This window comes from Rhizobium sp. RU35A (genome assembly GCF_900156005.1).
Lineage (GTDB): Bacteria > Pseudomonadota > Alphaproteobacteria > Rhizobiales > Rhizobiaceae > Neorhizobium > Neorhizobium straminoryzae.
Window position 1 is genome coordinate 202,477 of sequence record NZ_FTMR01000008.1, and the last position, 24,177, is coordinate 226,653.

Annotated in this window: 20 protein-coding genes; 11 read left to right on the forward strand and 9 right to left on the reverse strand. The window is 63.7% G+C overall.

Features of this window, described 5'->3' with window-relative positions; genetic code table 11:
- The first annotated feature begins 3 nt into the window (after positions 1–3).
- The 5 genes from F3H95_RS18615 to F3H95_RS18635 all read left to right on the forward strand — a co-directional run bounded on the left by F3H95_RS18615 (position 4) and on the right by F3H95_RS18635 (position 5,912).
- On the forward strand, positions 4–1,473 hold the full coding sequence (locus tag F3H95_RS18615; protein ID WP_149747086.1) for an aldo/keto reductase: 1,470 nt from the start codon (positions 4–6) through the stop codon (positions 1,471–1,473).
- Positions 1,474–1,642: 169 nt separating this feature from the next.
- The gene (locus F3H95_RS18620; protein ID WP_244618067.1) at positions 1,643–2,182 is read left to right on the forward strand and encodes a gluconokinase; all 540 of its coding nucleotides are present in this window, start codon (positions 1,643–1,645) and stop codon (positions 2,180–2,182) included.
- 111 nt (positions 2,183–2,293) lie between these two features.
- A complete protein-coding gene (locus F3H95_RS18625; protein WP_149747087.1) occupies positions 2,294–3,244 on the forward strand; it encodes a DUF1403 family protein in 951 nt (316 codons plus the stop codon).
- A gap of 2 nt (positions 3,245–3,246) precedes the next feature.
- Positions 3,247–3,900 carry an SMC-Scp complex subunit ScpB gene (locus F3H95_RS18630; RefSeq protein WP_142880555.1) on the forward strand — a complete coding sequence of 218 codons (654 nt, stop codon included), beginning with the start codon at positions 3,247–3,249 and terminating at the stop codon, positions 3,898–3,900.
- Positions 3,901–4,040: 140 nt separating this feature from the next.
- Positions 4,041–5,912, forward strand: coding sequence for an adenine deaminase C-terminal domain-containing protein (locus F3H95_RS18635; RefSeq protein WP_149747088.1), 1,872 nt, complete (start codon positions 4,041–4,043; stop codon positions 5,910–5,912).
- A gap of 96 nt (positions 5,913–6,008) precedes the next feature.
- On the opposite strand, the gene F3H95_RS18640 is transcribed toward F3H95_RS18635, so the two are convergent.
- The 4 genes from F3H95_RS18640 to F3H95_RS18655 all read right to left on the reverse strand — a co-directional run bounded on the left by F3H95_RS18640 (position 6,009) and on the right by F3H95_RS18655 (position 9,862).
- Positions 6,009–7,079, reverse strand: a complete 1,071-nt coding sequence (locus F3H95_RS18640; RefSeq protein ID WP_142880553.1) for an ABC transporter ATP-binding protein — start codon at positions 7,077–7,079, stop codon at positions 6,009–6,011.
- 7 nt (positions 7,080–7,086) lie between these two features.
- Positions 7,087–7,878: an ABC transporter permease gene (locus F3H95_RS18645; protein ID WP_149747089.1), complete on the reverse strand. Its 792-nt coding sequence runs from the start codon at positions 7,876–7,878 to the stop codon at positions 7,087–7,089.
- 1 nt (position 7,879) lies between these two features.
- Entirely contained in the window at positions 7,880–8,707 is an 828-nt protein-coding gene (locus F3H95_RS18650; protein WP_142880551.1) for an ABC transporter permease, read from the reverse strand.
- Positions 8,708–8,893: 186 nt separating this feature from the next.
- Positions 8,894–9,862 (reverse strand): ABC transporter substrate-binding protein, encoded by a 969-nt coding sequence (locus F3H95_RS18655; protein ID WP_244618074.1) that lies wholly within the window; start codon positions 9,860–9,862, stop codon positions 8,894–8,896.
- Positions 9,863–10,471: 609 nt separating this feature from the next.
- On the opposite strand from F3H95_RS18655, the gene repA reads away from it, so the two are divergent.
- The 3 genes from repA (at position 10,472) to repC (ending at position 14,157) form a co-directional block, all read left to right on the forward strand.
- Positions 10,472–11,659 (forward strand): plasmid partitioning protein RepA, encoded by a 1,188-nt coding sequence (gene repA, locus F3H95_RS18660; RefSeq protein WP_142880549.1) that lies wholly within the window; start codon positions 10,472–10,474, stop codon positions 11,657–11,659.
- Between the two features lie 72 nt (positions 11,660–11,731).
- Positions 11,732–12,715 carry a plasmid partitioning protein RepB gene (gene repB, locus F3H95_RS18665; protein WP_149747091.1) on the forward strand — a complete coding sequence of 328 codons (984 nt, stop codon included), beginning with the start codon at positions 11,732–11,734 and terminating at the stop codon, positions 12,713–12,715.
- A 161-nt stretch (positions 12,716–12,876) separates the two neighbouring features.
- Positions 12,877–14,157, forward strand: coding sequence for a plasmid replication protein RepC (gene repC, locus F3H95_RS18670; RefSeq protein WP_149747092.1), 1,281 nt, complete (start codon positions 12,877–12,879; stop codon positions 14,155–14,157).
- Positions 14,158–14,192: 35 nt separating this feature from the next.
- Here repC and F3H95_RS18675 read toward each other — a convergent pair whose 3' ends face one another.
- The 4 genes from F3H95_RS18675 to F3H95_RS18690 form a co-directional block, all read right to left on the reverse strand.
- Positions 14,193–15,263: a Gfo/Idh/MocA family oxidoreductase gene (locus F3H95_RS18675; RefSeq protein ID WP_149747093.1), complete on the reverse strand. Its 1,071-nt coding sequence runs from the start codon at positions 15,261–15,263 to the stop codon at positions 14,193–14,195.
- Positions 15,260–16,282 carry a Gfo/Idh/MocA family oxidoreductase gene (locus tag F3H95_RS18680; RefSeq protein WP_142880545.1) on the reverse strand — a complete coding sequence of 341 codons (1,023 nt, stop codon included), beginning with the start codon at positions 16,280–16,282 and terminating at the stop codon, positions 15,260–15,262. Before F3H95_RS18680 ends, F3H95_RS18675 begins: the two co-directional genes overlap by 4 nt.
- 222 nt (positions 16,283–16,504) lie before the next feature.
- Positions 16,505–17,785 (reverse strand): extracellular solute-binding protein, encoded by a 1,281-nt coding sequence (locus F3H95_RS18685; RefSeq protein WP_142880544.1) that lies wholly within the window; start codon positions 17,783–17,785, stop codon positions 16,505–16,507.
- Positions 17,786–17,908: 123 nt separating this feature from the next.
- Positions 17,909–19,027 carry a glycoside hydrolase family 88 protein gene (locus tag F3H95_RS18690; RefSeq protein WP_149747094.1) on the reverse strand — a complete coding sequence of 373 codons (1,119 nt, stop codon included), beginning with the start codon at positions 19,025–19,027 and terminating at the stop codon, positions 17,909–17,911.
- 195 nt (positions 19,028–19,222) lie between these two features.
- On the opposite strand from F3H95_RS18690, the gene F3H95_RS18695 reads away from it, so the two are divergent.
- Together F3H95_RS18695 and speB are read left to right on the forward strand one after the other, a co-directional pair.
- The gene (locus tag F3H95_RS18695; protein ID WP_149747095.1) at positions 19,223–20,011 is read left to right on the forward strand and encodes an IclR family transcriptional regulator C-terminal domain-containing protein; all 789 of its coding nucleotides are present in this window, start codon (positions 19,223–19,225) and stop codon (positions 20,009–20,011) included.
- Positions 20,012–20,188: 177 nt separating this feature from the next.
- Entirely contained in the window at positions 20,189–21,250 is a 1,062-nt protein-coding gene (speB, locus tag F3H95_RS18700; protein ID WP_149747096.1) for an agmatinase, read from the forward strand.
- 16 nt (positions 21,251–21,266) lie between these two features.
- On the opposite strand, the gene F3H95_RS18705 is transcribed toward speB, so the two are convergent.
- Complete coding sequence (locus tag F3H95_RS18705) at positions 21,267–22,307, reverse strand: dipeptidase (protein WP_149747097.1); 1,041 nt, start codon at positions 22,305–22,307, stop codon at positions 21,267–21,269.
- 304 nt (positions 22,308–22,611) lie between these two features.
- On the opposite strand from F3H95_RS18705, the gene F3H95_RS18710 reads away from it, so the two are divergent.
- Positions 22,612–24,120 carry a serine hydrolase domain-containing protein gene (locus F3H95_RS18710; protein ID WP_149747098.1) on the forward strand — a complete coding sequence of 503 codons (1,509 nt, stop codon included), beginning with the start codon at positions 22,612–22,614 and terminating at the stop codon, positions 24,118–24,120.
- The last annotated feature ends 57 nt before the right edge of the window (positions 24,121–24,177 follow it).

The following is a 24,177-nucleotide window of genomic DNA, read 5'->3' on the forward strand; positions in this document are numbered from 1 at the left end:
CTCATGCACGCCCGTCCCGAACGCACCCTTCTTGCCCCCGGTCTGGAGATCAGCCGCCTCGTCTGCGGCCTCTGGCAGGTGGCCGATATCGAGAAGGATGGCACGACCATCGATCCCGAACAGGGCGCCGATGCGCTGGAGGCCTATGCCCGTGCCGGCTTCGACACCTTCGACATGGCCGATCACTATGGCTCGGCCGAAATCATCACCGGCCATCTGCTGAAGCGGTTTCCGGCAGGCAGTGGTAAGCCGCGTGCCTTTACCAAATGGTGCCCCGAACCCGGCCCGATGACCCGTGATATCGTGCGGCGCGGCGTGGAAGAGCGGTTGCAGCGCCTCGGCGTCGACAGGATCGACCTCTTGCAATTCCACTGGTGGACATTCGAACATCCGGCCTGGCTCGATGCGCTCCACGAAATGCAGGCGATGAAGCAGGAGGGCCTGATCGGCGCGCTCGGCCTCACCAATGTCGATGCGGCGCATCTTTCGCTGGCGCTGGCCGATGGTATCGAGATTGCCAGCAATCAGGTTTCTTTCTCGCTGGTCGATCGCCGCGCCGCCGGCGCCCTGTCGGATCTCTGCGCCACAAGCGGCGTGAAGCTTCTCGCCTATGGCACGCTCTGCGGCGGCTTTCTTTCCGAAAAGTGGCTCGGCCAGCCGGAGCCTGCCTCCATTGCCGACTGGAGCCGCTCGAAATACAAGCGCTTCATCGATACGGCCGGCGGCTGGGAGCCCTATCAGGCGATCCTGCGCGCCGCCTCCGAGATAGCGAGGAAGCATGGCGTCTCGCTGTCGAACGTCGCGAGCCGCTGGGTGCTGGAGCATCAGGTGGTGGCGGCCACCATCATCGGCGCGCGGCTTGGCGAAAGCGAGCATCGCGACGACAACCTCAACGTCTTCCGGTTCGCGCTGGATGCGGAGGATCACGCCCTGCTGGATGCGGCTTTTGCAGGCACGAAGCCGATCCCCGGCGATTGCGGCGACGAGTACCGCAAGCCACCCTTCCTCACGGCGTCCGGCGATCTCAGCCATCATCTCGATGCCATTCCGTCCGTCTATCAGGCCGAGCCGGTGCCGGGCCGCCCGGGTCGCCTGCGGGTTTCCTCCGGCAGCATCTGGGAACCGATCGCCGGCTACAGCCGTGCGGTCCGGATCGGCAACCGCGTGCTTGTCTCCGGCACCACGGCAACCCATGGCACCGACCGTTGCGTGGCGCCCGGCGATGCCGGCGCGCAGGCGACCTATATCCTCGACAAGATCGCCGCCTCGCTCAATCCGCTGGGCGCCAAGATGGAGGATGTTGTCCGTACCCGCATCTACCTGAAGGATGCCGAAAAATGGGAGCCGGTGTCCCGCGCCCATGGCCGCGTGTTCGGCACGGTGCTGCCGGCCAACACGCTGATCGAGGCCGGCAACCTGATCGGCGATTATGAGGTGGAGATCGAGGTGGAGGCCGTGATCGACGAGGCCTGACCGTCTCGTCTGGCCGCGCACCGTTGTCCTTGGCGCATCCTGCCATATGTTGACCCCTGCCATGACAGCGGGCGATGCCTGCCGTCGAGCGAAGACAGATCGCAGAGAGGATCGGAACTGCCGTCTCCAGACGGTGGAAACCGACCGTAGCAGGAAGGACATCAGGCCGATGACGACGACGGACGAAGGACAGGCTGTTGAGCTTCCCCTGCGCATGGTGCTGATGGGGGTGGCGGGTTCGGGCAAGTCCAGCGTTGGGGAGGCGCTCGCCCGGCGCACCGGTGCGCTCTATTCCGATGGCGATGATCTGCACCCCAGGGAAAACATCGAGAAGATGAGCCGCGGCGAGGCCCTGACCGATGCGGACCGCTGGCCCTGGCTGACCCGGGTCGGCGAGCGGTTGGCCGGTGCCACGAAGCCGCTGATCGTCGGCTGCTCGGCGCTGAAGCGCATTTACCGCGACCATATCCGGCAAGAGGCTGGAGGCCCGGTGGTTTTCGTGCATCTCTCCGGATCGCGAGCGGTGATTGCGGCACGCATGGGCACCCGCACCGGCCACTTCATGCCAACCACCCTGCTTGACAGCCAGTTCGCGGCACTTGAGCCGCCGGGGCCGGATGAAAATGCCGTAACCATCGATATCGATCAGCCTCTGGACGCTGTGGTAGATGCCATCCTGGCGGCCTTGCGCGATCTGCCGCGGGCCTGAAAGACGCCATTGCCCTGTCTTGTCGGCGGTCACACTGTTTCCGGTGCATGACGGCCGATGGTGGTCTTGCACGGACTGGCGCCTTCCCCGAAGCCGTCTATGCTTCCTGTCATGAGTCCAGCAGCCGATGTGCGCCCCGTCCCTGACCCTTCCTTCCAGCTTCCCGGCTGGGCGGGCCGGCGCGTGGCCGTCACCTCGGAAGCGGAGGCCGCCTTTCTGGCGGGGGCAGCCCTTCTCGCGCTCGACCGGGTGGTCCGGGCCGATTATCCTTGGGCCGGTGCATGGCGGCAACGTCTTGCCCTGCGCTCTGCCGTCTCTGCCGTGCGCCTGGCCGGGCGCCGCGAGGATGAAGCGGCCCTGCGCGACGGCTGGGTGCTGCGCCGTCCGGCCGACGAGCCCGGGCCTTCCGGCAATCTCTATGCCGCCTGGAAGCGGCTTGCGTCCCGCCCGCCGACACTGAACGAAGCGAACCTGCGGCAGGTGGTGTCGCTGCTCGATCTCCCATGGAGCGATGATCTTTCAGGATTGCCCGCGCTTTGCGGAAGACTGCGTGTTGAAACGGCAAGCGCGCCTTCCGCCATGGCCCAAGGGATGGTCAGGGTTTCGGCACTGGGAGTCCCTTACGAACTGCTCGGCTGGTGGCTGGCGGATGCGCTGCTGGCCGAGATGATGCAATGGCCCGCCGCGGTGCCGCTTTTGATGGCGGAGCGTTTTTCGCCCCGGCTACGCAGCGAAGGCAGCCAGCGCCGCCTCCTGCCTGGAGAGGCGAATTTCGCTTCCGCGCTCTCGCTCGTTCTCGCCGATGCCGTGCGCCATGCTCTGACGCTGGCCGGCGAGATGGATCGGCGCGCCACGCGCCTGCTGGCGGTGGCACCCAAACTGCGCGCAAAGGGGGCAGGCGATGCCATCGGCCTGCTGCTTGGCGAGGATGCCGTCTCTGGCTCGCTCACCACCCCTCGCCTCTCCCGCTTCGCCTCGCGCCGACTGTTTGACCGCCTGCTCGATCTGGAGGCCGTGCGGGAGCTTTCCGGCCGGCCCAACTTTCGCATCTTCGGGATCTGACCATGGCACGCACGCCTCGTCCACCCGATGTGCTGGATACCGACCTTCCCGGTCTGTCTCCAGAGGCGCGCTGGCGTGAATGGATGAACCGGGTGGAGGCGGTGATTTTTGCTTCCTCCGAACCGGTCGGCCGGGCGATGCTGGCACGCGTCGTTGGGCGTGACTGCGATCTCGACCGCCTGATCGAGGACATCCAGGCAGGACTTGCCACGCGGCCGTTCGAAATCGTCAGCATCGCCGGCGGCTTCCAGTATCGCACCCGGCCGGCTTATGCGGCGGCGGTGCGTGTCTCGGGTGCGCCGGTGTCGGCATCGCCGGGGCTTTCCCAGCACGAGGCAACGGTGCTGATGGTGATCGGCTACTTCCAGCCAGTGACGCGCAGCGAGCTCTCCCGCATCTTCGGGCGGGAGGTGAGCCGTGACACCATTGCCGCGCTCCGTCGGCAGGATTTTATCGCCGCCGGTCCGCGCAGCCCCCTTCCCGGCGCGCCCTACACCTATGTGACGACGCCGGCCTTTCTGGCCGCCTTCGGTCTCTCGAACCTGCGCGATCTGCCGGATCTCGAAATGCTGGAGGATGCCGGGCTTTTGAGCCGCCATCTGATGCGCAAGGATGCCCTCTCCGATCTTCTGGAAGGAGAGGTCGAGGAGGAGTAGGATTCTTCACGGCCAACGGGAAGAAGCGGTTGCGACAGGCGTGTCCGGCCTTTATGCCGGAAGGTGAACGTGCCCGGACGACATTTTCTCCGTCGTCCCTTCCGGCTTCCCGCCTTCCCGCCTGATCAGAAGAGGTCGCCATGCGCCCTGACGTTACTCCTGTCGATATCAATCCTGACTCCGCCACTGAAATCGCTATCCGCCAACAGTTGACGCTCGTTGCGCTTGGCAAGGCGCCGGCGGATGTGGCGCTTCGCGTCGGGCGGTTGCTGGATGTCGCGACCCGCTGTTGGTCCGAGGATCAGGAGATCGTCATCAAGGATCGGCGCATCGCCTATGTCGGGCCGGCCGGCAGCTATCCGGGCGAAGTCGCCCTGCGGGTGCACGAGCCGGACCTTGCGGCCGTGCCGGGGCTTGGCGAGGTGCACAAGCATATAGAAAGCTCGCATCTGACTCCTGAATGGGAGGCGGCGCTGGTGTTGCCGCGCGGCAATACCTGGACCTGCGAGGCGAGCCACGAGTTTTCCAATGTCAACGGCGGCAAGACGCTGGAGTTCTGGCTGAAGGCCCGCGAGGCGGGCTCGCCGCTGAAGATTTTTCCCCTGCCCGGCTCGGCCGTGCCGCCAACCGGCTACGAGCATGGCGGCGGATATCTCGGCTATGACGAGCAGAAGGCCTTCCTGAAGCAGAGCCTGATGGTGGCGGGCCTCGACGAGGTGATGGACTGGCCGGCGGTATGGAACCGCGACAACCCCTCCTATGACCGGCTCTGGGGCATGATCCGCGCCACCTTCGAGCAGCGCGGTGTGGTCGAGGGGCATGCTGCCGGCATTCGCGACCTGCCGACCATCAATGCCTTTGCCGCAGCGGGCCTTGCCTCCGATCACGAGGCCTGGACCTTCGAGGAGTTCTGGGACAAGCTTTCGCATGGCCTGTTCATGGAACTGCGACCGCACAGCCTGCCGGACGTGATCACGGGGCTGCTTCAGCGTGGTCTCTCCGACTGGTCGCAGATCGCCTTCACGACGGATGATCGCAGCGCCTCCGATACGCTGAAGCTCGGCGCGACGGATTACAATGTGCGGCTTGCCATCGAGTCGGGGCTTGCCCCTGAAATCGCCATCCAGTGCGCGACGATCAACCCCGCGCGCCACATGCGCCTCACGCCCTGGGTCGGTTCGATCGCACCCGGCCGCTATGCCGATATCGTGTTGCTGTCGAATGTCGAGCGCTTCGAGATCGCCAAGGTCTGGGCGGATGGGCGACAGGTTTCCGAGGGCACGCGTTATCTGCCGGATGTGCCGCGCATCGACTGGCCGGACTGGGCGACGAAGACGGTCAATATCGGCCGGCCGCTGGTCGCTGCCGATTTCGCCATCGCCGCCGAACCCGGTCGTGCCACCATGCAGGCCGCCGTGCTGCGCCCCTTCCACTGGGCGGATGATTTTCTCGTTTACGAGCTGCCGGTTGAGGACGGGCTGGTACAGCGGGATGCCAGCCGCAACATTACGAAATTCTCGGTGGTCGATCGCTTTTCCGGCCAGGCTGCGGTGTCGAAGATGTTCTGGATCGGCTGCGGCCCGCGCACGCCAAATACGGCGCTTGCCTGCTCCATGGCGCATGACAAGCATAACATCTGGTGCGTCGGCTCCTCCGATGCGGCCATGGCGCTCGCCGTCAACGCGATTGCCGACAATGATGGCGGCTGGGCACTGGTGCGGGAAGGCAAGGTGGTCGCGACCGTGCGCTATGAGGTGGCCGGCCTGATGACCTGCCGGGCTCCGGAAGCTCTGCATGCCGAGATGCAGGCGCTTTATGCCGAGGGCGACAAGATCGACTGGATGTACGAGCCGACCTTCAGTCCGCGCTGGTTCCCCGGCTTTCCCGAGCGGCTGGCCTTTGCCACGCTGACCTGCGCCCCCTGGCGCTGGGTTCTTGTGGCGCCCTCCGACTACGCACCGCAAGGTCTCGTCAACGTGCAGACCGGTGCGGTTCAGCCGGTGGTGTTCTGACCATGAAAAACGGCCCGTGCGCTTTTAAGCAAAATCGATGCTTGAAAGCGCACGGGCTGTCGACTGCGAAAATGACGGTGGATCAGCCGCCCGGACTCAGTCTTCCGGTGGCAGAATGCAGCACTGTTCCGGCACCGGCGAAAGGATTGCCGAACTGCCCGGTTCCAGCGGTTCGGTCAGCGGCCCGTTGCCGAGATAATCCCCGCCCGGCGTGCTGCATTGATACTGATAGGCGCGGCCGAGATAGGTGCGGATGCCGAGCGTGACGGGGATCCCCGCCGGCCTCCCCTCCCCTGCCCGTGTGACGGCAAGACCATCCGGGCGGGCCGCCAGCACGAAACGATCCGGGATTGCCCCGAAGGCATCCTGCGAGAGCGTCAGCGTGGCGCCGGCATCGGTTTGCGCCGTCACCGCCCCGCCGTCGCGCGCGCTCACCCGCATCGGGATCAGGTTCTCGAAGCCGACGAAACGGGCGACAAAGCTGTTGGCAGGGCGCTGGTAGAGCACTTCCGGCCGGTCGAGCTGCATGATGCGGCCGGCATTCATGATCGCCACGCGGTCGGAAATCGAGAAGGCCTCTTCCTGGTCATGCGTGACATAGAGCGAGGTCGTGCCATTGGCGCGCTGCAGCCGGCGGATCTCCACGCGCATATCGACGCGCAGCTTGGCGTCGAGGTTGGACAGCGGCTCGTCGAACATCAGGAGCGGCGGTTCGATGACGAGTGCGCGGGCAAGCGCCACCCGCTGCTTCTGCCCGCCGGACAGGGCGGCCGGCATGCGCTCGGCAAAGCTTGCCAGTCCGACGCGCTCCAGCATCGCATCCGCCTTTTTCAGCCGCTCGGCGGCGCCGAGGCCACGCTGCTTCAGGCCGAAGGCCACGTTGTCGCGCACGGACAGATGCGGAAAGAGCGCATAATTCTGGAAGACGAGGCCGATATTGCGCTGGTGGGCCGGAAGGCGGGTCAGGTCCCGCTCGCCGAGCCGGATGCTGCCGCTGGTGGGCTCGAGAAAGCCTGCGACGAGACGCAGCGTCGTCGTCTTGCCGCAGCCGGAGGAGCCGAGCAGCGAGACGAGTTCGCCGGCTGCGACGGCCAGCGACAGGTCCTTCAGGACCTGCGTGGACCCATAATGGGCGGTTACGGAATCAAGGGTCAGCGATACGGTCACGGTCAGGTCACTTTGTCAGGAAGGTCAGGCCGAGGGTGGCTTCGACGATGGCCATGACGCCGACCGTCAGAACCATCAGGAGCACGGAAACGGAGGCGATGGTGGGATCGAAGAACTGTTCCATATGGGCAAGAATCTGGATCGGCAGGGTGGAAATCCCCGGCCCGGTCAGGAACAGCGAAACGGAGACGTCATTCATCGAGGTGATGAAGGCAAGGATGAAGGCGGCGATCACGCCGGCGCTGATATTGGGCAGCACCACGGTGAAGAAGGTTTTGAGCGGCGGGCAGCCGAGGCTGATCGCGGCTTCCTCGATCGAAAAATCGAAGGAGGCGAGGCTCGCCCCCACCACCCGCACCGCATAGGGCAGCACCAGCAGTGCATGCCCGAGCAGAAGGACGAGAAAGACCGGAAGTCCGAGGCTGATGGTGACGGATTTCAGCAGTGAAAAGCCCAGCACGATTTCCGGCACCAGGATCGGCAGCACGAAGACATTCGCAAGCCAGGACGGCAGCCGGATGCGGAAGCGGTTCAGCGCATAGGCGGCGGGAATGCCGATCAGCAGCGCGAGTGCTGTTCCAAGCAAGGCGATCTGCAGGCTGGTGATCGCCGTGGTGCGAAAGGCGCTGATCTCGAAGATGTTGGTGAACCAGCGCAGGGTAAAACCCTGCGGCGGAAAGGTGAGATAGCTGGTATCGCTGACGGCAGCGCCAAGGATGATGAACAGCGGTGTCACGAGGATCGCGAAGATCAGGCTGGCGGTGATGGTCAGGGCAGGATGCAGGCTGGTGCGCATAATGTCAGGCCGCCAAGGGGTTCAGGCGGCGTGCAAGCCGCGTCATGACAAGAACGATCGCGATGGTGACCACCACCATGATCGCGGCAACGGTCGAGGCGCCTGTCCAGTCGAAGGTCACCATGGCGCGCTGGTAAAGCAGCGTGCCCATCATCATCTGCCGTTCGCCGCCGAGCAGCTGCGGCGTGGCGTAAGAGGTGAAGCTGCCGGTAAAGACCAGCACCGCGCCGACAATCAGGCCCGGCATGGCCAGCGGCAGGATCACCTGGCGGAATACGGCAAACGGAGCCGCGCCGAGCGAGCTTGCCGCTTCCAGCACATCCTTCGGAATGCCTTCGAGAACGCCGGACAGGGTCAGGATCATCAACGGGACGAAAAGATAGACCATGGCGGCAATCACTGCGCCTTCGGTGTAAAGCATCGATATCGGCTCGGCGATCACCCCGAGTGCCAGCAGTGCGCTGTTGATGATGCCGTTCTTGCCAAGCAGGATCAGCCAGGCGAAGGAGCGCACCACCACGCCCGTCAGCAGCGGAAAGACGGCGGCGATGATCATGATGCTTTTCAACCGGCCCGGCATCTGCGCCACCACATAGGCCGCAATGAAGCCGAGGACGACCGAGATCACCGTGGTGATGAGCGAGACTTCCACCGTTCGCCACAGTACCGTGCGACGAAAGCCGCTATTGAAGAAGGCAAGATAGGGGGCTGCCCAGCCCTTCGCATCGGCAAAGGTGGCAAGCAGCGTGGCGCCCACCGGCAGGATCAGCAGAAGAAGGACCAGAAGGCTCGCCGGAACGACGAGGATCCAGGGGGTTAACCGTTTCACCATCGCTTGCTCGGATGGCTCATCCAGGATCCATTGCGGACGGATGCAGCCTTGATTGGAATGTAGAATGAACTTTGGTACGCGCCCTGCGGCGGCTTTGCGACACAATGGCGCAATTGACTGCGTCATTCAAGCAGGCGGCCCGGCTTTTGCCGGGCCATCCCGTGGGCAAATCGGGCTTTTGCACGCTCAGCGGCTAAAGATTTCGTTCCAGCGGTCGAGCCAGTCGGTCTTGGCTTCGTTCAGCTTCTGGTAATCGAGACGGTTCAGTTTGCCGATCATCTCCGGGCCGTAGGTCCACAGCTTGGCCTGATCCGGTGTCAGCGTAACCTTGGTGGAAACCGGGGCGTCGACCCCCTGCTCCGCTTCGATCTGCTGGACATCCTTCGACAGGATGAAGTTGATGAACTGGTGGGCGAGGTCGACATTCTCCGACCCCTTGGGAATGTTGACCGTATTCAGCGTTGCAATGTCACCGTCGGACAAGGCGGCCCAGGTCATGGTCGGCACGGCGGCCTTCATCGAGGCAAGCGTGAAGTCCTGGGCGATGGCAACCTTGGCCTCGCCGGTGGAAATGAGGTTCACCAGTTCGGAGCCGGTGTTGTAATTCTTGGCGACATTGGTCTTCAGCGCGCCGACGGCTTCGAAAGCCTTGTCCGCATTGGTGAAGGGATCGACGCCGGCATGCTTGGCAGACTGCAGCACAACCATCGGGCCTGCCGTCGTGGTAATGCCGGGCAGCGTGATGGCCGACTTCAGGTCCGCGCGCCACAGATCATTCCAGGCCGTGATCGGCGGATTGACCTTGGCCGAATCGTAGACGATGCCGACGCGGCCGATCGTGTAGGCCGGACCATAGCCGCCCTGCGGATCCTTGGCGAGATCATAGAGATCGGCAAGGTTCGACAGCTTGGCAGCGTCGACCTTCTGGAACAGACCTTCGGCAATGCCGATCTGCGAATAGCTGTCGGTAAGATAGATGACATCGACGCCTTTGCCACCACGCAGCTTCAGCTTGTTGAGGCGATCGGCATTGTTGCCGGTCTCGAAAACGATGTCGCAGCCGCAGATCTTCTTGAAGGGCTCTACGATATTGGCGTTCAGCTTGTCACCGTTATAGCCCCACCAGGAGATGGTCAGCGTCTTGGCTTCAGCCATGCTGGAGGTCGCGGCAGCCAGCGCGACACCGAACGCCAGGGCCGAGGCGCGCAGGCGGGTCTGTTCAATCATGTGCGTGTGTCCTTCTAAGGGAATAAACCAAAAGGCTCGCGGATGCTCTCTTGCCCTCGGCGGCGTAATCTTAACGGGGGGCGTACCAAATTCAAGCTCAAGAAGAAGGCATGCATAATTATCATGCACTCATTCCGTTTTGCGACCAAAGATCTGTGGCTTGTCATGCAGGGGCCTGTCAGGAAAGAGCGTCGCTGACCCGCCAGGGCGCCTTCGTACAGGCCGACGGCTTGAATGGTGTAAACGTCTTGAAGTGACCCCGGAGACTGGCCCATTCTGAGCTCAGCTTCCAGGCGAATCGGTGCCGACTGATTCTCTCGATTGCACGTGCGATTCGGCGCCTGATACCAACTCAGTGTGGTCCGAAGTGCCGTTTGCAGCGCAAAGGGGGGTGATTCCGGCTCGGATTCCTGTGTGAGTCCGTCTCCCGGTCTTGATTCCCCGGCGCCTCGTCTTGCGCCGCCAATGGAATCGGCTCACAGTGACGATAATTGGTGGCTTATCGCCATATTATCGTGACTAAGGGCGAGCTGGACAATGAACGTGACTAAGCCGATGCGCGATCCTGTCGTCAGTTTTGCGGACACGATCCTTGATCAGGGCAGCGAGATTTCGACGAAACTCGACATGCTGCGCATCGAGAAGTTTCCGCCGAACGCGCAGAAGACGCTCCGGCAGTTTTCTCTGGCCGAGGTCGCCGATTTCGTCGGCGTCTCGCAGAGCTATCTGAAGAAGCTGCACCTGCAGGGCAAGGGCGTCGAGCCTTCCGTCACGTCGACCGGTCGACGGTATTATACGGCCAGCCAGATGAACGAACTGCGCACGCTGCTTGATCGCGTTCCCCATCGCCGGCCCGGTGACAAGCTGCAGGTTATCGCGGTTGTCAACTTCAAGGGTGGATCAGGCAAGACCACGACCTCTGCGCACCTTGCGCAATATCTGGCATTGCGCGGTTTCCGGACGCTGGCCGTTGACCTCGACCCGCAGGCCTCGATGACGGCGCTCTATGGCATCCAGCCGGAACTGGACGAGAAGCCGTCCTTCTATGAGGCGCTGCGCTATGACGAGCAGCGGCGTTCGCTGTCGGATATCATCCAGCCGACCAACTTTCCCAATCTCGATATTGTGCCGGCCAATCTCGAACTTCAGGAATATGAGTACGAGACGCCGCTGGCCATGCAGCGCAAGGACTCCAGCGAGGGCAAGCTGTTCTATACGCGCATCGGCGCGGCTCTGGCCGAAGTGGAAGAGGATTACGATGTCGTGGTCGTCGATTGTCCGCCGCAGCTTGGCTATCTCACGCTGACGGCCCTAACGGCTGCCACCTCGGTGCTGATCACCGTGCATCCGCAGATGCTCGACATCATGTCGATGTCGCAGTTCCTGCTGATGCTGGGCGATATTCTGAAGAGCGTCGAAGGCGCCGGTGTTACCGTGACGCTCGACTGGTTCCGCTATCTCATCACGCGCTATGAACCGATGGATATTCCGCAGCAGCAGATGGTCGGCTTCATGCAGTCAATGTTCGCGCCACAGATGATGAAGAACCACATGCTGAAATCGACGGCAGTCTCCGATGCGGGCCTGACCAAGCAGACGCTGTATGAGGTGGAACGGTCGCTTTTTACACCGGCAACCTATGACCGTGCGCGCGAAGCGATGGATCTCGTCAATGCGGAAGTGGTTGATCTGATGCTGCAGGCGTGGGGTCGGCGCGTGGCGTGACGTTGTCAGCCGTACAGATGAGGGATTTATCGTTGTCGATCAACGATTTGCAGACGAAGTGGATGGGATGTCATGGCGCGTAAGGATGTCTTCGCCAACATCAACAGTGCAGAAAGCCCGCGTCCCGAGCGAAAGGCGACGCCTGGTTATGCCACGCGCGGTGCTTCGCGCTCGATGATCAGCTCGCTCGGCGAGCTTGCGGAGAAGGCGGCCAAGGCCGAGCAGATCCTGCAGGGCGAGGCGGTGGTGGAACTCGATCCGTCGCTGGTTGATGCCTCCTTCGTCTCTGACCGCATGGAAGATGACGAGGTTGCCTTCGCCGAACTGGTCGATGCGATCCGCGAGCGCGGGCAGGACACCCCGATCCTGGTGCGCCCTCACCCTTCCGCCGAGGGTCGCTATCAGGTGGTGTTCGGCCATCGGCGCCTGCGGGCCGCCGCCTTGCTCGCCCGGCCGGTTCGTGCCGTCGTCAAGCCGGTGGTCGATGTCGATCACGTCATCGCGCAAGGCCAGGAAAACTCGGCGCGCGAAAACCTGTCTTTCATCGAACGGGCCACGTTCGGGCAGCAGCTGCTGGATCTCGGCTACGAACGCCGAACGATCCAGCTGGCGCTCTCGGTCGATGCGCCGATGCTGACGCGCATGCTCTCCGTCACCGGCCGTGTTCCGGCCCGCGTCGTCGCCGCCATCGGCACAGCCAAGGCCATCGGCCGCGATCGCTGGCTGGAGCTGGCGCAGCTGATTGAGCATCCGGACAATGTGGTGCGCGCAGCAAGCGCCATTGCGGAACAGGGCTTTGCCGCCCTGCCCTCGGAACAGCGATTCGAGCGCGTTCTGGCGCAGCTGAAGAAGCCGAAGGCTGCGCCACGCCGAAGCGGCGCGGTCTCTGCGTCGACCTGGCAGGCGGACGACAAGGCGCTGACTGCCGAATACAAGAATACCGGAAAGTCCTTTTCGCTTTCGCTGAAGGCCAGGGATGCCGGCAAATTTGGACGTTATCTCTCGGAGAACCTTGAACGCCTCTATCAGGAGTTCAAGGCGCACGAGAGCCAATGAGGAGACGGAAGCGGTAAAAAGAAAAAGGCCCCCAAGCGACCGAAGTCGTGGAAGCCCTTCTCGTGTGTAGCAACTAGAGAATCGCATTTCCCCGAATCCCTGTCAAGTCTTCACCGTCTGTTTCGCGGGCCGCTTTCTTTTGCCTTTTTGAGGTGAAGGACATGGAGACGCATGCAATCACGACGCCCTTCGGGCGGCGGTCGGTTTCGCTCGCCCTTGTGAAGGGACAGATGGAAACCGCCGAGATCCGCACCGGCAAGGTGGCGGACAAATGGAAGGTGTTTCGGGATATCTCGGAGGCACGGGCGAAGCTTGGTCTTCAGGATCGCAGCCTGGCGGTTCTGCACGCGCTTCTGAGTTTCTATCCGGAGACCGAGCTTTCCGAGGAGAAGGGGCTGATCGTGTTTCCCTCCAACGAGCAGCTGAGCCTGCGTGCCCATGGCATTGCCGGAACGACGCTGCGTCGCCATCTCGGCGCGCTGGTGGAAGCGGGCCTCATTCATCGCAAGGACAGCCCGAACGGCAAGCGCTATGCGCGTCGTGAAACCGGTGGCGCGATCGAACAGGCTTTCGGCTTCAATCTCGCCCCCCTCCTCGCGCGGAGGGAAGAGATTGCGATGCTGGCCCAGACGGTCGCCGCCGAACGCAAGGCGCTATTGGAGATGCGCGAGCGTCTGACCATTTGCCGCCGCGATATCCGGAAGCTGATTTCGGCAGCTCTGGAGGAAGGCCTTTCCGGCAACTGGGGTTTCGTTGAAAGCCAGTATGTGGCGCTCGTTGCCCGCCTTCCCCGCAAGGCAGACCCCATCACGCTTGCCGATCTTCTCGATGATTTTGAACTGCTGCGGGCGGAGGTCGTCAACCGGCTGGAAATTCTGGTAAAATCAACAAAAATAGACGCCAATGCCATCCAAAATGGCGATCACATACAGAATTCAAATACTGAATCCATCACTGAACTTGAACCTGCTTATGACAGAAAGCAGGGCGCGATGGCCGTGATTGCGGGATCGGCGGATGCCGACAGCACAGATGCCGCCAAACAGGAGCCTGTGCCACTTGGCACGAACCGACCGTCTGCTGCAAACGTGGCGATCAAGCCCCTGCCCTTGCCGATGGTTCTGCGCGCTTGCCCGGATATCGTGAATTACGGGCCGGGCGGCGAAATCCTCAGCTGGCGCGATCTGATGGCGGCCGCCGTGGTCACCCGCTCGATGCTGGGCATCAGTCCCTCGGCCTATCAGGAGGCGTGCGAGGTGCTGGGGCCGGAAGCGGCGGCGATCGTCATCGCCTGCATTCTGGAGCGGGCGGGGCAGATCAATTCGGCGGGTGGCTATCTGCGCAATCTGACCCGCCGGGCGCGGCAGGGAGAATTCTCGCTGCCGCCGATGGTGATGGCGCTTTTGCGGGCACAGGGCGGTGAGGGACGGAAGGTGGGTTAGGCCCGCGGCACGAAGATGCGTCGCGGGCCTTCGGATCAGGCCGGCATCCAGCCGTTGACGAGCGGATGGTCCGCAGCCAACGGCAGCGTGACGATCGTCCTGTCGCGTGAAGACTGGTACATGGCCGTGATCAGTTCGAGGGAATGCAAGGCTTCCTCGGGTGAGGGCAAGTAGCGTTCTGCCGTGCCGGTGAGGCGGGCATGGATATCGGCGAACTGGCCGGCAAAGCGCCAGCTTTCCTCGGGCAGGGCCGAGACCACCGCATCGACTTCCGCCTGCCGGGCCGGATCGCGGGCCTGAAAGGTCCAGGGACCTGCGCCGACATGATAGGGTTCGGTTCCCGACGTCATGGTGACGTGTTCGAAAATACCGCGAAAACGGGAGGTGCTGCCGGCCGCACCCAGCGTGATCGACGAACTGACAAGAGCGCCCTGATCCGTGCGCATGGAAATCGCCGCGCAATCCTCCGTTTCGATCGGGTTGACGCGGGTGTCGAGGAAGGCCGCAACCTCGGTGATGGCGCCGGCCAGATGCGTCACCAGATTGTGGGTGTGGATGGCATGGCTGACGATCGCTCCGCCAAGTTCCCCCTTCCAGGTGCCGCGCCAGCGTTCGGAATAATAGACCGCATCGCGATACCAATGGGTTTCGAGCGCCAGCGCATAGGGTTTGCCGAGCAGGCCGCGCGACTTCAGTTCGTGGGCTGCGCGATAGCCGGGGCCGTAGCGGTACTGATAGACGGGAAAGACAAAGCGGCCTGCGGCGTCGGCTGCAGCGATCACCCGGCGCACATCGGCAACGGAACCGGCCAGCGGCTTCTCGCAGACCACATGCTTGCCGGCCGCCAGTGCCTTCAGCGTCATCGGAGCATGGAGGAGGGGCGGCAGGCACAGGTCGACAAGATCGACCTCCGGGTCGGCCAGCACGGCATCGAGATCGCCGATCGGCCGGCTTCCCGGCGCTTCCCGGGCGCCGTCTTCCGCACGCTGAGGGTTGAGGTCGCAGACATAGCGGACGTCGTAGAGTTCGGGCAGTTGCGCATAGCCAATGATATGGGCCTTGCCGATACCGGCGCCGGCGATGGCAACACGAATGCGTCTGGTCATGAGTGAAGGTCCTTTTCGGCAATCATCTGGGCAGTCAGGGCGAGTTCGGTGGCGAGGAAGGCATGGGCCTGCGGCATGGCGGTTTCCGTGCGGTTCTCGACATCCTCGATCAGACGGGAGAAGAAGGGCGTTCCGGCGCCGGCGGCCTGAACATGTTCGACCCCCTTGCCGTCAACGAGGAAGACGTGGTCCTGGCCAGGACGTCCGGCGATATCGACATATTTGCGCAGCTCGATATAGCCTTCCGTGCCGAGCAGGGTCATGCGTCCGTCGCCCCAGGTCGGAAGGCCGTCCGGCGTCAGCCAGTCGACACGGGCATAGCCACGCCCGCCATTGCCTTCCAGCACCACCTCGCCGAAATCCTGGAACTGGGGACGGTCGGGATTGGCGACATTGCCGACATGGGCGGTCACGACGCGCGCCTCGGTCGAGCCGGTGAAATGCAGGAACTGGTCGAACTGGTGCGCGCAGATATCGGTGAGGATGCCGCCGAAGCGGGCGCGGTCCCAGAACCAGGCGGGGCGCAGCGCCGTGTTGCGGCGATGCGGTCCGAGCCCCACCGTCTGGACCACCTTGCCGATGCGGCCCTCGGAGACCAGACGGTCGGCAAGCGTCACGCTTTCCACTGTCAGCCGTTCGGAGAAACAGACGGTCCAGTGCCGTCCCGTCTCGGCGACCGTCTGGCGCAGCGCGGCCAGTTGTTCGAGCGTCGTGCAGCCGGGCTTGTCGACCAGCACATCCTTGCCATGGCGCATGGCAGCGATGGCAATGCCGGCGCGGTCGCTGTTGATGGCGGCACTCAGCACCATGCCGATGCTTTCATCCTCAAGGATCTGCTCGACGGAAAGGCGCGGCGCGTCCGGATAGGAATCGGCAAAGATCTGGATCGTCTTGTCCGGGGTTTCCTCGCCGGTCGCCCAGCCGGCCAGCGTGGCACCGGCGGCGAGAAGGCCGTTCACCATGCCGTAGATATGATTGTGATCGACGCCGATGACGCCGATCCGAAGGGGGATCGTCATCCAGATATCCTTTTTGGTTGAGGGAAGCGGAAGATCAGGCAGGCCGCCGTGTCCGAGCGTATTGACCTCGTGGTGCCGGCAGGTGGGCGGGCATCGGTGCACGACGTGTCGCAAGAGGTTCGCAGACGAGGCGATGGCGAGACGGGGCAGGGCATGGCAATCACGTCGGAGACAGCAATGGGGCTGCTGGCCGTCAGCGGCCAGCAGCGCAGGCGGGCGCCGTTACTGGGCGCGTTCGATGATGGACTGGGCGTCCTCGATGAAGCTCTTTGCCGCCGACTTTGCATCCATGCGGGCAAGAACCACTTCCGTTCCCGTGCGCATGAAGGCATCGCGCACTTCGCCTGCGCCCTTCGGAGCGGGCAGCGGCAGCGCGCCAACCTTGCTCTGGATGGCCGTGAAGTAATCCACCGACAGCTTTTCGACGGGCGTGAGCTTGGGCGCGAGGGCTTCACGCACCTTCGGCGAGGCGGGAATGCCGCGCTCGAGGCCGAGAATCTGGGTGATCTCGGGATCGTTCACCCAGTCGTTCATGTAGGCGATCGCGGTTGCCGGATCCTTGGCATCGCGCGACAGCGACATGAACATCGAGGGCTTGATGAACTGGCCGGGCGCCCCGCCCTTCTTGTGCGGGACCATTGCCGCACCGATCGGATCCTTCGCGACGGCCTGAATGCCGACGAGTTGGTTCGACCAGTAATGCGCCATGGCAGTGTCGCCGACGGCAACGCCGGACTCGGCGATCGGCGCATCGAGGATCACGGTCTTTTCCTTGCCACGCACGGCATCCGCCTTGCGCAGGTCTGCCCAGAACTGCCAGTAGCTCGCCACGTCATCGGCGGTTGCCGCCACCTTGCCGTCCTTGTCATAGAATTCTCGGCCGTTCTGACGAGCCCAGGACTCGAAGGTCTCGATCATCAGCGACAGGTCGTCCGAGCCCTTCACCTTGCCCGCGGACTTGGTGGAAATGGTCTGGCAGGTCTTGGCAAAATCGTCCCAGGTCCAGTTGATCACGTCGATATCGATGCCCGCTTCCTTGAAGACGCGGGTGTTGTAGACGATGACCTGGCTATTCGATCCGATGTTGAGCGCATAGAGCTTGCCGTCGACCTTGCCGCCGGCGAGCGGACCCTGGTCGAAGGAGCCGATCATCAGGCTCTTGTCGATATAGGGATCAAGTGGCAGCAGCGCGCCGCGGCGCACATATTCAAACAGGAAGCGGTAATCCATCTGCACCAGATCGGCCATGTTGCGGCCTGCGGTCTGGGTTGCCATTTTCGTCCAGTAGTCGCCCCAGCCGATGGTTTCGCCGGAGACTTCGACGCCCGCATGCTTCTTCTGGAACAGGTCGATCACCGCAAAGGTGCGCTTGTCGCGTTCCGGATTGCCCCACCAGTAATGGCGGATGCGGGTGGCGGCCCGGGCTGGCATGGCACCGAGCGTGGTGGCGGCAAGGCCTGCGCCGAGCGTGCCGAGAAGCCCGCGTCTTGTGATGTCGCTCATGATATCCTCCTCCTTTGAAAAGCCGGCCTGCTCTGCGGCATCCGGTTGTCTCCCGTTGATGTTTGCCGTTGTGGGTGGAAAGGCGGCTCCTCCCGGTCCCCTCCCGCTGCGGCCTGCCACAGGCTAGATGTAGCTCTGCAGCAATTCCGTCAGGCAGAGCATGGCCATCGCCTGCCCATAGGGCATGGATGTGCGCCGGATCTGCCGGTAGAAGTCGAGGTTGTTGCCCATGGCCGTCCCGAAGGAGACCTGCAGAAGTTCGCCCTCGTCGCTGATATTGTCGATCACGCCGCGCATGGCCCGCTCGGCCGTCTCCCGGTATTCGGGTCCGAGATAGCGCTTGCGCACCCCCTTCATCAGGCCATAGGCGAAGCCGGCGGTGGCGGAGGCTTCCAGATAGCTGCCGGGATCGTCGATCAGCGTGTGCCAGAGGCCGGATTCATCCTGATGTTGGCGCAGTGCGCTGGCTTGCCGGCCCAGTAGCGATAGCAGATGGCGCCGCAGTGGATCCCCGTCCGGGAGATCGACCAGTTCGACGAATTCCGGAATGGCGATGGTCAGCCAGCTGTTGCCGCGGGCCCAGCGGGCGCGGGCGAAATTGTGGTTGCCGTCGAAGGTCCAGCCGTGGAACCAGAGGCCGGTTTCGGTGTCCAGCAGATATTGCGCATGCAGCAGGAACTGGTATTTGGCTTCGTCCACATAGTCCGGTCGGTTCAGCAGCAGACCGATCTTTGCCAGCGGCATCACGCTCATCATCAGCGTGTCGTCCCAGAGCTGCTGGTCGTTGACGCTGTTGTAGACGATGTGCTGCAGCCCGCCCTCCCGCGTGCGCGGCATGTCATGCATCACCCATTCGGCCCAGGTTTCCAGATAGGGCCGGAAGCGCGGATCCGGCGTCATCTCATAGAGATGGGCAAGCGTCAGGAAAGGCGCCACGGTGTTGACATTCTTGGTCGGCGTGCCCTCGGCCAGCCGCGCCTCGAACCAGTCTCGGATAATCTGCATGGCCGTCGCATTGCCCGTCTGCTGCCAGTATTTCAGCAGACCGTAGAGCGCGATGCCATGGGTCCATTCCCAACCGGCCCAACCCTTGGTATCAATGACGCGACCATCCTCAAGCCTGAGGAGAAATTCGCCCGTCTTGTCCTCGATATGGATCAGGTTGTCGGTCAGACGGTCGATCAGATGGCAGACCTCGTTGCGTCCGATGAACGCCGGGCGCTGCCGCAGAAGCGGATGCATGCTTTCAACTCCTCCCCAGTTGAAAAATTTTCGGAACGATGTTCCAAAAACCAGCAGATCACACTCCGGGATGGTTTTCAACGCTGTTTCTGCCGCCTCTCTCGCCTTCCCCGTTCCAACGGATAGGGGAGGGCTTCTTGACAGGCCTGATCGGCAATTTCAGAATGCGGTTCCGAAAAAATGAAAGAAGGGTCCATGCCCGATTCCCAGTCCCGGCCGGAACAGGCGGCCGCCGTTCTCAAGGTCTTTGCGGTGCTGGAGGCACTTGCGGGCGGGCGTCGCTCCAGCCTTGCCGAACTCGCCGAGCGTGCGGCCACCTCGAAGACCACCGCTCATCGTCTGCTGCAGACCATGGTGGATCTCGGCTATGTCGAGCAGGATGCGGACACGGAGAAATATGGGCTTACGCTGCGTCTGTTCAGCCTCGCGGCTCGTTCGCTGCACGAGCGCGACGACCTGCTGCGGGCTGCGGATGGCCCGATGGGCAAGTTGTCGCGCGCCACGGGGGAATCGATCAATCTCGGCGTTCTCGATGCCCGCGAACAGAAGGTCGTCTACATCCACAAATACGATTCCGCCTTTGGCCTGTCGATGACCTCGACGCTTGGCCTGCGCAATCCCTTGCACAGCACGGCACTCGGTAAGGCGTTGCTTGCCTTTCTCGATGAGGACGAGATGCGCGAACGTCTTGCCTGCATGGTGCTGGAACCGCGTGCACCGCGCACCATCACGAATCCGCAGCTTCTTCTGGCCGAATTGCAGGCGACGCGGGCGCGCGGCTATGCCGAGGAGATGGAGGAGAGCGAGGCCGGTGTGCGCTGCATGGCAATCCCCGTCTTTGATCACCTCAGAAAGCCGGTAGCTGCGATCTCGATCTCCTTTCCGCTGCTGCGCTTCGACGAGGCGCGCAAGGACGACTATATCCGGCTGCTCACCGAATGCGGCCTTGCCGCATCCACGGCCCTTGGCTTCCGCTCCATCTGACCGGGAGCGCACGTCTTCATGCGTCCTGCGGGAGAGGGGGGGGCGATCCCGCATGTCCCTTCTGTTTGCGGTTGCTTTCCGCCGGTTTGAAGCTCATCACTGGCCGCTGGATCAGAACGTGACAAGGCTGAGTGTCGCTGCAGGGCGGCAGCGCCTGAATTGCATGGAGCAAATGCCGTGAACGACAAGGACCATCTGGACGCGCTCAGGAAGAAATATGGATCGGCTTCCGGCGGCGATATCTTCGATCCGCATTTCCGCTCCGTGGCGCAGGCGCAGTTTACCGGCAGTGACCGGCGCAAATGGCCCTTTGCCGGTATTCCGACGCTTCTCGACGCACCCTGCATGCCGGATGCTGCGACGCTCGAGGATTTCGGCGGGCTCGACATCGCGCTGATCGGCGTCCCCATGGATCTCGGCGTCACCAACCGCAATGGCAGCCGGTTCGGACCGCGCGCGCTGCGCACCATCGAACGCGTCGGTCCCTACGACCACGTGCTGCGCTGCGCGCCGCTCTCCCGTGCCAGGATCGCCGATATCGGCGACGTGCCGATGCAGAGCCGCTACGATCTCGCCCTGTGCCACGCCGATATCGAGACCTTCTACAAGCGTCTGGTGAAGGCGGGCGTTCGCCCGCTCAGCGTCGGCGGAGATCATTCGATCAGTTCCTCGATCCTGAAGGCGGTCGGTGAGCATCAGCCGGTCGGCATGATCCATATCGACGCCCATTGCGACACGGCCGGTCCCTATGAGGGCGCCAAGTTCCAGCACGGCGGTCCCTTCCGGCTGGCGGTTCTGGATGGCGTGCTCGATCCCCGTCGCACGATCCAGATCGGCATTCGCGGCGGCGCCGAATATCTTTGGGAGTTCTCCTATGAGAGCGGCATGACCGTGATCCATGCCGAGGAGATCGGGGAGGCCTCGATGCCCGCCATCATCGCCAGGGCGCGCGACGTCGTCGGAAACGGCCCGACCTATATTTCCTTCGACATCGACAGCGTCGATCCGGGCTTCGCACCGGGCACCGGCACGCCGGAAGTGGGCGGCCTGCAGCCGCGCGAGGTGCTGCAGCTGCTGCGCGGGCTGCACGGTCTCAACATTGTCGGCGGCGACGTGGTGGAAGTGGCGCCGCAATACGATTCCACCACCAACACCGCCCATATCGCCGCCCAGGTGCTTCACACCATCCTGTGTCTGATGGTGGGGCCGGAGCCTTCAGCCGAGAGCACCGCCGGCTGAGCATTCCCTCAGCCGGTCAGGCGCCGAGCGTGCGTTCCAGCACCGCAAGCCAGTTGCGGTGCGCCACCTTTTCCAGCGCGTCCCGGTCGAAGCCGCGCGCCCGCAACGCGTCCATCAGACGCGGAAGGCCGGCGGCATCCTTCAGTTCGTTGGGCACGGTCGTTCCATCGAAATCCGAACCCAGCGCCACGTGATCGATGCCGATCCGCTCCGCGATGTAGACGACATGATCAACGATGCGCTCCAGCGGGGTTTCCGGGTTCTTCACGCCGTCTTCCCGCAGGAAAAGCACGCCGAAATTGATGCCGACCAGGCCGCCTGTGTCTCTGATGGCATCCAGCTGGCGGTCGGTCAGGTTGCGGCTGTGCGGGCAGAGCGCATGCGCATTCGAATGCGAGGCGACAAGCGGTGCATCGGACAGCTTGGCGATGTCCCAGAAGCCCTGCTCGTTCATGTGCGAGAGATCGACCATGATCTTCAGGCGGTTGCAGGCGCGGATGAGATCCTTGCCGGCCTCCGTCAGGCCCGGGCCGATATCCGGCGAGGAGGGGAAGCGGAACGGCACGCCATGCGCAAAGATGTTCGGGCGGCTCCACACCGGCCCGACGCTGCGAAGCCCCGCCTGATGCAGCACGTGGAGCGCGTCGAGATCGGCGGCGGCGGCTTCGATGCCTTCGATGTGGAAGACGGCGGCGAACCGGTTCGCTGCGATGGCGGTGCGGATCTCGCCGACGTTGCGGCAGACCATCAGCGCGCCTTCGGAGCGCGTTTCGAGATCGAACAGCAGGCGCGCCATGGCCAGCGTCTCGTTCAGGGCATCCGCCTGCGCCGGGGGGACGAAATCGCCATTGGCGTCCGGCCGGCCGCTGGGGGAGGGGATGAAGATGGCGCAGAGGCCGCCCGCCAGCCCGCCGGCGCGCGCGCGTGGCAGGTCGATATGGCCGCCCGTCTCTCCCTCCAGGAAACCGCGGATCGGATCGCCCGCCTCCGTGCGGCGCATCCGCAGCAGAACGTCGTTATGGCCGTCGAAGACGGGGAGGGGGGCAGCCTGTGTCATGGGAATGTCCGTCATAGGGTCAGAGAAGATGTGTCGAAGAGGTAGGCAAGGCGGGCCGCCGGTGCAATTGCAAACCGTGCATAACCTTTGCGAAAAACGGAATTGGTGGCCGTGAGGGCTGACTGCTAAGAGGCCCCTGCAACGAGAGGATTGCGGCGGACCGATGCCGGAGCCCGACCCAAGCGGGGCTCCGGCATTTCCCTTCTGCCCACATGACGGGCAGCGTGGCGAACGCGGGTCTTTTAGGACGGGAGCGGTGCTGCGCCGGTCTCAATCGGCGGAGATGGTCCGCGGAGGACGGAGAATGGGCAAGACCCTGGATTGGAACGCTGCGGCCCTTGCGGCCAAGACACTGACAGCTGCCTGGCAGGCGGACGCGCCGGGCGGCGCCGTGATCGGCTTCGACGCAAACGGCATCCGCTTTGCCCAGGCGGGCGGGCTGGAGAACCTTGCGACGCGCTCGCCCTTCACCTGCCGCAGCGTGGTGCGCTATGCCTCCGTCACCAAGCATGCCTTCGCCGCCATGGTGCTCTCGCACCCGGACGCGATCGGCCTTGAGGATCCGCTTGGCCACCACCTGCCGGAGCTTCGCGAGCCGCTGGCCTCCGTGACGGTGGGTCAGGCGCTCGACATGAGCGGCGGGCTTCCCGACACCCGCGAATGCCTGACGCTTCTCGGCCTTTCCGTCTTCACCGAGACGCGGGCGCCTGCGCTTTTCGACTATCTCTGCCGCCAGACCCGCCTGAACTATGCCGCCGGCACGGAGGTGTCCTATTCCAACACCGGCTATCGGCTGGTGGAGGCGGCGCTCGCCCGCAAGGGCCTGCTCTTCCGTGCCTTCATCCGTGCAGCCGGCTGGCAGGCGCAGGCGGTTCTCGATGCGCCGGAGGGCTGGAACGATCCGGTCGAGGGCCTGATGCCAGGCTATTGGCACGATGGTACAGGCTGGCAGCTCTCTGCGGCCGGCCTGCACATCTCCGCCTCCGGCAGCATGACCGGCAGCGCCGAAAGCCTGATGCACTGGCTGCAGGCGCTGATGGCAGGGGAGGGGCGCTTCTCCGGTCTGCTCGAACGGCTCTCGCAGCCGCGACGGCTCGCGGACGGGCGCACAACCGGTTACGGCCTCGGCCTGCGCCAGACCCGGCTTGGCGACCGCACCTTCATCGGCCATGGCGGCTCGCATCCCGGCTACAAGACCTATTTTCTCCTTGATCCCGAGGCAGGCACGGGTTTCGTCATTGTCTCGAACCGCGAGGATACCAATGGCTACAAGATCGCGCTGGAGGCGATGGCGGCGCTGAACGGACTGCCGCTGCCGACGGCCTCGACCGCGCTTGTCGACGGGCTTTACGTGACCGAACAGGGACCGTGGTGGATCGCGGTCAAGGGCAGCACCGTCACCTGGCTCGACGCGGACGAGAGCGTCTACGAGGACGGCGACGGCTGGGTGAATTCCCGCTCCGCGTCCTCGCCGATGCGGCTGCGCATGGAGGGCTCCGCCATCGTCGGCGAGGTCGGCCATGTGCCCCGGCGTTTCCTGCCGGCCGATGTCTCCGCCTGTGCCAACGACCTTTCCGGCCGCTGGGAGAACGGGGAGGGAGCCTCTTTCGACATTGAGGAGGGCGTGCTTGTCATGGGCATCGGCCCGGTGCGCCAGCGCATGCCGCTGCAGCCGCTGGGGGCCGGACGCTTCCTCTTCACGCTCAAGGACGGACCCTGGACCAAGCGCGTCTGTCTGCATCGCCTCGGCGACGACCATGTGGAACTGGTGCTGAGCCGCGCCCGCATGATCGAATATCGCCGCCGTCGCTGAACGGGGTTTTCTTGATGGCGCTCACGCCCTACAGGGAAGGAACGGCATCGGGAGCCG

What these genes read in the sequence shown, in the direction of transcription:
- F3H95_RS18615 (WP_149747086.1), top strand. Translation starts at nt 4, where the DNA reads ATGCACGCCCGTCCCGAACGCACCCTTCTTGCCCCCGGTCTGGAGATC.
- F3H95_RS18620 (WP_244618067.1), top strand. Translation starts at nt 1,643, where the DNA reads ATGACGACGACGGACGAAGGACAGGCTGTTGAGCTTCCCCTGCGCATG.
- F3H95_RS18625 (WP_149747087.1), top strand. Translation starts at nt 2,294, where the DNA reads ATGAGTCCAGCAGCCGATGTGCGCCCCGTCCCTGACCCTTCCTTCCAG.
- F3H95_RS18630 (WP_142880555.1), top strand. Translation starts at nt 3,247, where the DNA reads ATGGCACGCACGCCTCGTCCACCCGATGTGCTGGATACCGACCTTCCC.
- F3H95_RS18635 (WP_149747088.1), top strand. Translation starts at nt 4,041, where the DNA reads ATGCGCCCTGACGTTACTCCTGTCGATATCAATCCTGACTCCGCCACT.
- F3H95_RS18650 (WP_142880551.1), bottom strand. Translation starts at nt 8,707, where the DNA reads ATGGTGAAACGGTTAACCCCCTGGATCCTCGTCGTTCCGGCGAGCCTT.
- F3H95_RS18655 (WP_244618074.1), bottom strand. Translation starts at nt 9,862, where the DNA reads ATGGCTGAAGCCAAGACGCTGACCATCTCCTGGTGGGGCTATAACGGT.
- repA (WP_142880549.1), top strand. Translation starts at nt 10,472, where the DNA reads ATGAACGTGACTAAGCCGATGCGCGATCCTGTCGTCAGTTTTGCGGAC.
- repB (WP_149747091.1), top strand. Translation starts at nt 11,732, where the DNA reads ATGGCGCGTAAGGATGTCTTCGCCAACATCAACAGTGCAGAAAGCCCG.
- repC (WP_149747092.1), top strand. Translation starts at nt 12,877, where the DNA reads ATGGAGACGCATGCAATCACGACGCCCTTCGGGCGGCGGTCGGTTTCG.
- F3H95_RS18675 (WP_149747093.1), bottom strand. Translation starts at nt 15,263, where the DNA reads ATGACCAGACGCATTCGTGTTGCCATCGCCGGCGCCGGTATCGGCAAG.
- F3H95_RS18680 (WP_142880545.1), bottom strand. Translation starts at nt 16,282, where the DNA reads ATGACGATCCCCCTTCGGATCGGCGTCATCGGCGTCGATCACAATCAT.
- F3H95_RS18685 (WP_142880544.1), bottom strand. Translation starts at nt 17,785, where the DNA reads ATGAGCGACATCACAAGACGCGGGCTTCTCGGCACGCTCGGCGCAGGC.
- F3H95_RS18690 (WP_149747094.1), bottom strand. Translation starts at nt 19,027, where the DNA reads ATGCATCCGCTTCTGCGGCAGCGCCCGGCGTTCATCGGACGCAACGAG.
- F3H95_RS18695 (WP_149747095.1), top strand. Translation starts at nt 19,223, where the DNA reads ATGCCCGATTCCCAGTCCCGGCCGGAACAGGCGGCCGCCGTTCTCAAG.
- F3H95_RS18705 (WP_149747097.1), bottom strand. Translation starts at nt 22,307, where the DNA reads ATGACACAGGCTGCCCCCCTCCCCGTCTTCGACGGCCATAACGACGTT.
- F3H95_RS18710 (WP_149747098.1), top strand. Translation starts at nt 22,612, where the DNA reads ATGGGCAAGACCCTGGATTGGAACGCTGCGGCCCTTGCGGCCAAGACA.